Below are 10,744 nucleotides of genomic sequence, written 5' to 3' on the forward strand. Positions count from 1 at the left end.
AACGGCATTAACTTTAGTTCAATATGTCAATAAATTTATCTTTGACAGACCAATAAACAATATCAAAAATCAAATAATTTAATTACACCCAACGGGTTACTTTAGATTAAAAAAATAATTTAAGAATTCAGATAATTATTATTTAATTAATACGCATTCATACACATTTTTCTATTCTGATTTAAATTGGTACAGTAATTCCATTCAAAATGAATAATTCAAATAAATTAAAAGGCGTACTAATTTTCACATTAATGTGCCTTGTTTCTAATGCTCAAAATTTAAAAGTGATGACCAATAACATCCGACTCGATGTTGCAGTTGATGGTGAAAATGATTGGACACATCGCAAAGAGTATTTCACTTCCCAAATTCAATTCTATGAACCTGATGTTTTTGGAATACAAGAGGCAAAACCAAATCAAGTATTAGACATCAACTCACTTCTAACTCCATATAACAATGTTGGAATTGGTAGAGACGGCGATGGCAAAGGAGAGTCTTCCAATATTTATTATAAAAAAGATCGGTTTATTGTGCTAGAGTCAAATACATTTTGGCTATCCGAAACTCCAAACGAAATGTCAAAAGGTTGGGATGCTGCTTTTAACAGGGTTTGTACTTATGCTTTATTTAAAGATAAAAGAACAAAATCTTCTTTTTGGATTTTTAACACCCACTTAGACCACATTGGAGAAGTGGCCAGAACAAAAGGGATTCAGCTTATACTTTCAAAAATCGAATCATTAAATACTAAAAAATATCCTGTGCTTTTTATGGGTGATTTTAATTCAGAACCCAACACTGATAGAATTATTGAATTAAAAAAAGTAATGAATGATAGTCGTGACATATCAAAACAAAAACCTTTTGGTCCATCAGGAACATTCAATAACTTTAAACACAATGAAGCAGTTACTAAGTTGATTGACTATATATTTATATCAAAAAAATCAAATATTGAAGTCATAAAATATGCTGTTTTAAGTGATTCAAAAGATTTAAAATATCCGTCAGATCATCTTCCGGTTTATGTTGAAATAAATTTAAACAACTAATTATGTTTACTTTAAATAGAATTATGAAACTAATACTTTTTTTAGCATTTACTGCTTTCCTCTCTAAATGTTCATCTCCAAATGAAGGGCCAACTCCTGTTATAAAACCTGTAGTAAGCATTACAAGTACTCCTATTACGGAAGGAACAGATGTGATATTTACCATATCATTAAGCAGCACTAGTGATTCTGCAACTACAATTGCTATTGTTACGACACCAAACACGGCTTCTACAAATGATTATACCACAACTAATTTAATCAAAACAATTCCTGCAGGTCAAACATCAATAACGGTCAATATCCCAACAAATAATGACTCCATTGGAGAATCGACAGAAACATTTACACTAACAGGTACAGTAACATCTAACAACACTTCTAATACCGCTCCTATAATAGCTGTTGGAACAATATTAGACAACGGAATTCTGGCCAGTGAACTCGACATTTGGCTAACAAAAGGCAATCAATCGGTTTTGCTTCAAAAACAAAATACAATTCAATTATTTGGAACTGTATCTAACAGTTTTCAAACAATTGATATTGATGAGAGTCAGACCTATCAAACAATTGACGGATTTGGGTATACTCTAACAGGTGGAAGTGTGGCAGTAATTAACTCGTTAAATGCCACAAAAAAACAAGAACTCTTGCAAGAACTTTTTGGCAATGCAACAAATTCTATCGGCATAAGTTATTTGCGGATCAGCATAGGAGCTTCTGATTTGAACTCCTCTGTTTTTTCTTATAATGATTTGCCAAATGGTCAAGTCGATACCGCTCAAACAAATTTCAGTCTTGCCCCGGATAATGCATTAATTCTTATGCTCAAAGAAATTTTATTGCTTAATCCCAATATAAAAATCATGGCTGTGCCTTGGTCCGCTCCATTATGGATGAAATCAAATTACACATCAGTTGGTAGTAGTTTAGCTGCCATTTATTATAGTTCGTATGCTACTTATTTTGTAAAGTACATTCAAGACATGAAGGCAAATGGTATCACGATTGATGCTGTTTGTCCACAAAATGAACCTTTAAATCCAAATAACAACCCTAGTATGACAATGTCGGCAGTACAACAACTAAGTTTCATAAAAAAACTGGGATTGGCATTTCAGAATGCAAGTATAACAACTAAAATTGTTAGTTATGATCACAATTGTGATGTTCCAAGCTATCCAATAAGCATCTTGAATGATGCTGTTGCTTATCCTTATGTTGATGGTTCTGCTTTTCATTTATACGGTGGTGATATTAGTGCATTATCAACCGTTCACAATGCTTTCCCCAATAAAAAAGTATATTTTACAGAACAATGGACTTCTTCTGTTGGTGACTTTGGAGGGGATTTAAAATGGCATGTGAAAAATGTTGTTATTGGTTCTATGCGAAATTGGAGTGTCAATGCATTAGAATGGAATTTAGCAAACGATGCTTCTTTTGGTCCACATACTTCTGGAGGCTGCACACAATGCAAAGGGGCAATTACGATTAATAACAGTTCAGGCTATACACGAAATATTGCTTATTATATTATTGCACACGCTTCAAAATTTGTTCCAAATGGATCTATTAGAATTACATCAAATATAAGCGGTAATTTAAGCAATGTAGCCTTTAAAACATCAACAGGAAAAAAAATACTTATTGTCGAAAATGATGGAGGAACAACCGAAACATTTAATATAAAATTTAACGGAAAATGGATAACTACTTCTTTGGAAACTGGCTCTGTTGGAACCTATGTTTGGTAAAATAAAATGAAAAATAAAATGAAAATGAAAAAAACAGCAACAACAGTACTTTTAATGGTTTCTTTTTTTGTGTTTTCACAACAAAAAAACAAAACAGAAAATAAAATTTTCTCAGTAAAAGATAGAATAATAAGCATTTATACTTCTGCATACAGCACTAATTTGAGGTTGACAAAAACCGACAATCTTACCTTTTCAGATTTAAAACAACCACTTGAAACTCAAGTCTGTGTTTTTGTAAATCCAAATAAAACTTTTCAAACATTTCTAGGAATTGGTGGAGCGATAACTGATGCCTCGTCTGAAGTTTTTGCAAAATTACCACAAAATAAACAACAAGAATTACTTGAAGCTTATTATTCAAAAGACAAAGGAATTGGCTATACATTGATAAGAACCAATATTCATAGTTGCGATTTTAGTTCGGATATGTACACTTATGTGAGCGAAGGGGATGCCGAATTAAAAACATTCAACATTGACCACGACAAAAAATTTCGAATTCCATTAATAAAAAAAGCACTTGGGTTAATTGGCAAAGAGGCTTCCTTATATGTCAGTCCTTGGTCTCCACCAGCTTTTATGAAAGATAATGGTTCGATGCTTAAAGGGGGGAAATTATTACCCGAATTTTATCAATCTTGGGCAAATTATTATGTGAAATTTATTAATAGTTATCAAAAAGAAGGAATTCCAGTTTGGGGTCTTACAATTCAAAACGAACCTATGGCTGTTCAAAAATGGGAATCGTGCATTTACACCGCCGAAGACGAACGTGATTTCTTGAAAAACTATCTTGGACCAACTTTAAAAAAGGCGGGACTTGGCGACAAAAAAATCACGATTTGGGATCATAACAGAGACTTAATGTCTCAAAGAGCAAGCGAAATTCTTGATGATCCAGAAGCCAATAAATATGTTTGGGGAATTGGGTTTCACTGGTACGAAAACTGGAGTGGAGGTGAAATGATGTTCGAAAACGTGGGCAAGGTGCAAGAAATGTATCCCAACAAAAATTTACTTTTCACCGAAGGTTGCGTAGAAAAATTTGATGACCTAAAATACCAACTATGGAAAAATGGAGAGCGTTACGGAAAATCAATGATAAACGATTTCAACAATGGAACGGTTGGCTGGACAGATTGGAACATCCTGCTAGATGAAAATGGCGGGCCAAACCACGTTCAAAATTTTTGCTTCTCTCCTATTCATGCAGATACAAAAACAGGAGAATTAATTTATACACCATCTTATTATTTCATTGGACATTTTTCAAAATTTATTGATAAAGGAGCAAAACGTATCAGTTCAGTTGCTAGTAGAAGCCAATTGTTGACCACTTCTTTTTTAAACAATGACGGAAAAGTGGTAACTATTGTACTAAATCAAAGCAATAAAAAAATAACTTATAATTTATGTGTTGGAACTTCCTCAACAGAAGTTTCAATTTTGCCTTTTGCCATTCAAACATTAGTTTATTAAATACTTTGCAACATATCCTGATTTATATAGACAAATAATAGTTGTTCAAATATGAGAATCATTTTTAAAATTTTATTTTTAATTTCCTTTTATACTGCATTTTCCCAGCAAAAATCTATTGAACAAAAAGTTGATGTGTTACTGAAGGAAATGACTTTGGACGAAAAAATTGGGCAATTAAATCAATATGCGGGAGATAATGCTGCAACTGGTCCAATTACCATAAATACAAATAAACAAACAGAAATTAAGTCTGGAAAACTAGGTTCTATGCTTAATATTCTTGGGACAACCTACACTCGACAATATCAACAATTGGCTATGCAATCCCGGTTAAAAATTCCATTGCTTTTTGGTTTAGATGCAATTCACGGTTACAAAACCACCTTTCCAATTCCTCTTGCCGAAGCTGCAAGTTGGGATTTAGAAGCAATAGAACTTTCCGCCAGAATTGGAGCCATAGAAATGGCGGCTTCCGGAATTCACTGGACATTTGCCCCAATGGTTGATATCACCAGGGATCCACGATGGGGAAGAGTAATGGAAGGTGCTGGTGAAGACACCTATCTCGGTTCAAAAATTGCTTATGCGCGTGTAAAAGGTTTTCAAGGAAAAAAACTAGGTGATTTGAATTCGGTTATGGCATGTGCCAAACATTTTGCGGCATATGGCGCGGCAGTTGGAGGAAGAGAATACAATTCTGTAGATATGAGCGAAAGAATGTTGTGGGAGACCTATTTGCCACCATTCAAGGCAGCTGTCGATGCTGGCGCGGCAACACTCATGAATTCGTTTAACGATATTAACGGGATTCCTGCCACTGGAAATAAATACATTCAAAGAGATATTTTAAAAGGCAAATGGAACTTCAAGGGTTTTGTAGTTTCGGATTGGGGTTCAATTGGAGAAATGATTACTCATGGCTATTCAAAAGATTCAAAAGACGCAGCGCAAAAAGCTATTATTGCAGGTTCGGACATGGATATGGAAAGTAATTCATACCTTAATAATTTAGCAGAATTAGTCCAAGAAAAAAAAATTTCTATATCATTGATTGATGATGCAGTAAAAAGAATACTTCACAAAAAATTTGAATTAGGTTTATTTGATAATCCTTTTCGATATTGCGATTCTGTAAGAGAAAAAGAAGCATTAAACAATCCGAAACATTCTAAAATTGCTAGAAAAGTTGCCTCAAAAAGTATTGTTTTATTAAAAAATGAGAAACATGTTTTACCGCTTTCCAAAAACATTAATACAATTGCATTTATTGGTCCAATGGTAAAATTAAAAAGAGCCAACCACGGATTTTGGGCTATTAATTTAAAAGATGTTGATAGCACTTACATTGTATCTCAATGGGAAGGTTTAGAGAATAAAGTAGGTAAAAACACCAGACTGCTTTATGCCAAAGGTTGTGGAATTGAAGGGGAAAGCAAAGCTGGTTTTCAAGAAGCCATAGATGTTGCAAATCAAGCTGATGTAGTGATTTTAAGTATTGGTGAACGTTGGAATATGACCGGAGAAGCCAAAAGTAAAAGTAATATTCAGCTGCCTGAAGTTCAAGAAAACTTGATAAAGGAACTTCAAAAAACGGGTAAACCAATAGTGATTTTAATAAATGCAGGTCGTCCTTTAATTTTTAATTGGACTGCGGATAATATGCCAACAATTGTATACACTTGGTGGTTGGGTTCAGAAGCAGGAAACGCGATTGCTGATGTACTTTTTGGGGATTACAATCCATCTGGAAAATTACCTATGAGTTTTCCAAGAGGGGAAGGTCAAATTCCTATCTATTACAACCATTTTAATACAGGAAGACCCGCAAAAAATGATAGAAATACTAATTATGTTTCTGCTTATACGGATTTGCCCAATTCTCCTAAATTCCCATTTGGATTCGGACTGAGTTATACCACATTTCAATATTCTGATTTGAAATTATCAAAACAAACAATGAAAAGTAATGAATCAATCGAGGTTTCCTTAACTATAAAAAACACAGGAGAATTTGCTGGTGAGGAAGTGGTTCAGTTGTATTTAAGAGATAAAGTTGGCTCAGTCGTAAGACCGATTCTTGAATTAAAAGATTTCCAAAAAATAAAACTCGAAGTTGGAGAAATCAAAACCATCAAATTTATAATTGATAATCAAAAATTATCTTTTTACAACTCTAAATTAGAATTCAATTCAGAGCTTGGAGATTTCGATTTAATGATAGGTTCTTCCTCAGCCGATATTAGGTTGAGAAGTAATTTTGAACTAGTAAAATAGATGAAAAAGCATTACTTACTTGGATTCTTTTTATTACTTGGGAATCTTATTCAAGCACAAATTTCTATTGCTTCTATTTTTTCCGACAATATGGTGTTACAGCGAAATGTCAGCATTCCCGTTTGGGGTTGGGCAAAAGCAAATGAAAAAGTTGAGGTAACATTCCACAATCAAAAAAAAACTACAAAAGCGGATAAAACTGGTAAATGGAGTATTCATTTAGACAATGAAATAGCTGGTGGACCATATATTTTATACATAAAAGGAAAAAATATAATCGAAATAAAGAATGTGCTTGTTGGTGAAGTTTGGATTTGCTCAGGTCAATCTAATATGGAATGGACGGTCGGGCAATCTGATGATGCTAATAATGAAATCGCAAAGGCAAATTATCCAAATATCCGACATATTAAAATTCCAAAAGAAATCAATTCAATACCAAACCAAATTTTAAATAATGTAAAATGGAGTGTGTGTTCGTCAGAAACAGTTTCCGATTTTACAGGAATCGGTTATTTTTATGCCAAAAAACTTCAAGAAAAATTACACATTCCAATTGGTTTAATAAATGCTTCATGGGGGGGAACTAATATTGAAACTTGGATAAGTAGGGAAGGTTTTGAATCCAGCAATGACACGAGCGATGGCAAACAGACGGAGCTGTTTAAAGAAATGATAGGTCAAATGCCAAAAGTAAATCTCAACGCATTATTAGATTTAAAAATGGTAGCTGCTCAAAATCGAATTGAAGCACTTCAAAAAACAAAATTTACCACAAAAAATATTCCGCTTTATAAAGAGTTAAACTATAATGATACTTCTTGGTTAGAACTGCAACAGCCTGGAGTTTGGGAAGAACAAAGCTTAGGGGATTTTGACGGAGTAGTTTGGTTGCGAAAGCATTTTACACTTAATAAAGAAGATTTGAATGCTGCTAATGTACTCGAAATTCCTGCAATTGACGACAACGACGAAACGTATGTAAACGGAATCAAAATCGGAGAAACCAATGGCTGGGATGTAAAAAGAAAATATCAAATTCCATCCGAAATTTTAAAAGTTGCCGATAATATAATTGCCATTAGAGTTGTTGATAATGGCGGCGGTGGCGGAATTCACGGAAAAACAGAATTACTAAAACTGAAAGTAGGCACAAAGGAAATCCCATTAAACGGAACTTGGAAATTTCAAGTAGAAACTATCAAAAACACCATAAACGAAAACGAATTTCCATCGCTTTGTTATAATGCAATGATTAATCCATTGATTCCATTTGCATTCAAAGGTGTTATTTGGTATCAAGGCGAAAGTAATGCAACTAGAGCGTTTCAATATAATAAAGCATTTCCACTATTAATAAAGGATTGGCGTGCAAAATGGAATACTAATTTTCCTTTTTATTTTGTACAATTAGCAACCTTTAAAACCAAAGGGAACAGCAATGAAGGTTGCTCTTGGGCAGAACTTCGCGAAGCACAAACTACTACATTGCAAATTCCAAATACGGCAATGGTTGTTACAACCGATATCGGAAATCCAAACAGCATTCATCCTACAAACAAGCAGGAAGTCGGTAAACGATTAGCAACAATAGCATTTAATAATGTATATGATAAAAAAATGATTTGTGGCGGACCAACTTTTGCATCATTTGAAAACAAAGAAGGTAAAGCCATCATTACTTTTGATTCTATTGGTTCAGGATTAAAAACAACAAATAATGATGAATTTATTTACGGATTTGAGGTAGCTGCAGACGATCATGTTTTTTATACAGCAAATGCATTTATAAAAGAGGATAAAGTGATTATAACTTGCGATAAAGTTGCAAATCCATTCGCTATTCGTTTTGGTTGGATTGGCGATGCGTCCAATTGTAATTTGTTTAATAATGAAGGTTTTCCTGCTATTCCTTTTAGAACCGACAATTGGAAACTGAGTACAGAAGAAGCAGTATATAAAATTCCAAAATTAATACACTAAATCAATGATTACTTTTTTGAAGAAAACTTTTCTAGTAATTCGATTGCCTTTTTTTGGAGTTTCACAAATGCAGATTAATAATGTGCAAAACAGAAATAGTTTTTCTTTTAATGGCGAATGGAATTATATAATCGATCCTTATGAAACAGGATTTTACAGCTTTCATCACGAGGTCTTACAAAATCTAAATTGAATTAGTTTACGGTTTTTCACATTTTGAAAATTATTTAAAATCATTCAATTTTAAGTTAACGTTTTTCATTTGAGTTACATTGAAGTTCGTAGCTCAAAAATTATGCAATAGACACAATTATTTATTTTGTGTGAGGTGATTGTGAGGCAATTTTGAGGTGGTTAATCAAATTCATAAACATACCAATCCTTTAGATTAAAATGTAAAAAATATTCCTGCAAATGTTTTTATAACTATCCCGGCTGTTGGCTCAGATATTTTAATTAAATAAACCTTCAAAAAGATTTCTAAAATTGATAGGTTTAAACATTTTATTCCAACAAATGAGAATAATCCTCTGGTAAAACTGCATCAATATCTCGAAGGTAAAACTCAAGAGCATCCATAGTTTTATGACCTGTAACCAGCATTAATTTAGTTTTAGCCTCATATGGTGCCATTGTCTTTAAATATTGATTGTAAAGCTTAGTTATGAATGTATGTCTAAAGCTATACAGACCATAGTCTTTTCCCAATCCGAAATGGTCTTTTACTTTTTTGAAGCGATTCGTAAAAGAATCCCTTTTATTGACTTCAGTAGCTTCCCATTCACCCCCTATTCCATTAGCAGTAAACAAGAAATAATTTTTGTTTAACTTAGACAAATCGGGTAGTTCTTTTAGCAGTATTTCCGGAATCATTTTAGTTTTACCCTTGCCATTTTTTGCATCAACGATTAACTTATTATCCACCAAATTAATGTCTCCAATTCGCAATCTACAAACTTCTATAGGTCTCAAATAGTTGTATGAAATAAACTTAACAAAAAGTAACAAATTCGGATCTGTTTCCTCCATATACTTAAAAATATCATTTTGAAGTACATCAGTGTAGGTCTTATTCCGCTCAGGTATGGCCTTTAATACGTTGATTTTTCTAATAAAATTTTCTATGATAAGTTCATTATCCTCCAAAGTTTGAAATAAGGAGCCCAAATCAATTCTGGCGTTGTTTCTGGTCCTAGGTGTTGTGTTGGCTAAAACAGTATTCAAGTAATTGATAACCGTTTTCTTAGTAATTGTTTTAACAGATTGATGCTCATGACCATTTTCATTAAGCCATTTTTCAAAACGATTAACATTACTTTTAAAACCAGCTATCGAAGTCTTGCTTAAAACATTTTCCTTGATGTCTATTCCAAGTGCAAAGGCTTCCCGAATGGATGTTTGAACCTCTTCAAGAATTAATGGCGCTTCTTCCATTATTGGAACATTGGAAAACTCGGTTGGAATTACAGTATTATCTTCATAAGGGCTCAATCCTTTTTCTAAGTATTCCAACAATGTTTTTCGATAGGAATTTAAAATTTCGAAACGCTCTTGTTTGGTTTTAAATGTATTTGCACCTCCATAAATTGGGGTTTGTTTTACAAGGAGACCACTTTTGGGATTTCTAAACGAGAAATAAAGATACCAACGTTTACTCAAGTCGCCATTGGCATCATAAATTTTGGGTAAGGAATAATTCTTCTTCGGACTCAAACCGTATGCGTTTCTGTATTCATTCAGCAAAAATACATTAATTTTAGGCATAAAAAAAACGATTTAAATTGCTCTAAATCGTTAGTTTTTAATGAATTAACTTCGTAGCGGGAACAGGACTCGAACCTGTGACCTTCGGGTTATGAGCCCGACGAGCTGCCTACTGCTCTATCCCGCGTTGTTTCGGGTGCAAATATACGACGAATTTTAATAAATACAAGCGATTTATAAAAAATTGTTTGAGTTTTCTCTATTGAACTGACAGGATAGCATTTAAAAAATTAAAATAAATTGCATTCCAAGAATAGGATTTTTTTGTTAGTATAATAAATTTTATACCTAGATATTCAAAAAAAAACCTGCAGATTTTCAGAGGGCACTGAAAAACATTGCTTATTTTGATTAGCGTTGTTTTCAGACAATAAAAAAGTACTTGTAACAGGATTTTAAAATCCTGTTACAAGCACTTTT

Annotated in this window: 7 protein-coding genes and 1 tRNA gene; 6 read left to right on the forward strand and 2 right to left on the reverse strand. The window is 33.1% G+C overall.

The window, feature by feature from the left end:
* Positions 1 to 209: 209 nt before the first annotated feature.
* The 6 genes from ACH2BV_RS01535 to ACH2BV_RS01560 are packed head-to-tail and all read left to right on the forward strand — an operon-like array spanning position 210 to position 8,753.
* Positions 210 to 1,058, forward strand: coding sequence for an endonuclease/exonuclease/phosphatase family protein (locus tag ACH2BV_RS01535; RefSeq protein WP_395048787.1), 849 nt, complete (start codon positions 210 to 212; stop codon positions 1,056 to 1,058).
* Between the two features lie 23 nt (positions 1,059 to 1,081).
* Entirely contained in the window at positions 1,082 to 2,818 is a 1,737-nt protein-coding gene (locus ACH2BV_RS01540; protein ID WP_395048789.1) for a glycoside hydrolase family 30 beta sandwich domain-containing protein, read from the forward strand.
* Positions 2,819 to 2,842: 24 nt separating this feature from the next.
* Entirely contained in the window at positions 2,843 to 4,300 is a 1,458-nt protein-coding gene (locus ACH2BV_RS01545; RefSeq protein WP_395048791.1) for a glycoside hydrolase family 30 beta sandwich domain-containing protein, read from the forward strand.
* A gap of 51 nt (positions 4,301 to 4,351) precedes the next feature.
* A complete protein-coding gene (locus tag ACH2BV_RS01550; RefSeq protein ID WP_395048792.1) occupies positions 4,352 to 6,577 on the forward strand; it encodes a glycoside hydrolase family 3 N-terminal domain-containing protein in 2,226 nt (741 codons plus the stop codon).
* Positions 6,578 to 8,560 (forward strand): sialate O-acetylesterase, encoded by a 1,983-nt coding sequence (locus ACH2BV_RS01555; RefSeq protein ID WP_395048793.1) that lies wholly within the window; start codon positions 6,578 to 6,580, stop codon positions 8,558 to 8,560.
* 4 nt (positions 8,561 to 8,564) lie between these two features.
* Positions 8,565 to 8,753, forward strand: a complete 189-nt coding sequence (locus ACH2BV_RS01560) for a hypothetical protein (protein ID WP_395048794.1) — start codon at positions 8,565 to 8,567, stop codon at positions 8,751 to 8,753.
* A gap of 311 nt (positions 8,754 to 9,064) precedes the next feature.
* Here the strand turns inward: ACH2BV_RS01560 and ACH2BV_RS01565 are convergent, their stop codons facing one another.
* The gene (locus ACH2BV_RS01565) at positions 9,065 to 10,324 is read right to left on the reverse strand and encodes a tyrosine-type recombinase/integrase (protein WP_395048795.1); all 1,260 of its coding nucleotides are present in this window, start codon (positions 10,322 to 10,324) and stop codon (positions 9,065 to 9,067) included.
* A 54-nt stretch (positions 10,325 to 10,378) separates the two neighbouring features.
* A tRNA-Met gene (locus tag ACH2BV_RS01570) sits at positions 10,379 to 10,451 on the reverse strand.
* Positions 10,452 to 10,744 lie beyond the last annotated feature (293 nt).

Source organism: Flavobacterium sp. (assembly GCF_043780635.1).
GTDB lineage: Bacteria > Bacteroidota > Bacteroidia > Flavobacteriales > Flavobacteriaceae > Flavobacterium.

What these genes read in the sequence shown, in the direction of transcription:
- ACH2BV_RS01535 (WP_395048787.1), top strand. Translation starts at nt 210, where the DNA reads ATGAATAATTCAAATAAATTAAAAGGCGTACTAATTTTCACATTAATG.
- ACH2BV_RS01540 (WP_395048789.1), top strand. Translation starts at nt 1,082, where the DNA reads ATGAAACTAATACTTTTTTTAGCATTTACTGCTTTCCTCTCTAAATGT.
- ACH2BV_RS01545 (WP_395048791.1), top strand. Translation starts at nt 2,843, where the DNA reads ATGAAAAAAACAGCAACAACAGTACTTTTAATGGTTTCTTTTTTTGTG.
- ACH2BV_RS01550 (WP_395048792.1), top strand. Translation starts at nt 4,352, where the DNA reads ATGAGAATCATTTTTAAAATTTTATTTTTAATTTCCTTTTATACTGCA.
- ACH2BV_RS01555 (WP_395048793.1), top strand. Translation starts at nt 6,578, where the DNA reads ATGAAAAAGCATTACTTACTTGGATTCTTTTTATTACTTGGGAATCTT.
- ACH2BV_RS01560 (WP_395048794.1), top strand. Translation starts at nt 8,565, where the DNA reads ATGATTACTTTTTTGAAGAAAACTTTTCTAGTAATTCGATTGCCTTTT.
- ACH2BV_RS01565 (WP_395048795.1), bottom strand. Translation starts at nt 10,324, where the DNA reads ATGCCTAAAATTAATGTATTTTTGCTGAATGAATACAGAAACGCATAC.